We start from the raw sequence: 277 nt of genomic DNA on the forward strand, positions 1-277 counted from the left end.
CTGTCGGGCCAACAGGGCGGCGCCCCACGCGGTGGGTGCCATCCCGGCGCGGATGCCTGGCGGACAGGTTTGCAGGATGCGGTGCCAGAGCGCCCTAGGTCCGCCAAACAGTCTCAGGCTGCCGCCAAGATCCAGTGCCATGAGTTGGGGCTCGAGCATGGTCAGGCGGGGCGTGTAGCGAAACAGGTGGGTTTGCAGCCCCGGACAGGCGGCCAGAGGAAGCGGCAGGGATAAGCTGATCCAGAGCATGATCGTACGGGTATAGGATCAAGTCGCG

The 277-nt window shown here is 65.7% G+C and carries 1 pseudogene; it reads right to left on the bottom strand.

From position 1 onward, the window contains the following. A pseudogene (locus WDW90_RS39280) lies at positions 1–249 on the bottom strand (hypothetical protein); the annotation flags it as partial. Between the last annotated feature and the right edge of the window lie 28 nt (positions 250–277).

This window comes from Methylobacterium nigriterrae, assembly GCF_037106235.1.
GTDB classification, from domain to species: domain Bacteria; phylum Pseudomonadota; class Alphaproteobacteria; order Rhizobiales; family Beijerinckiaceae; genus Methylobacterium; species Methylobacterium nigriterrae.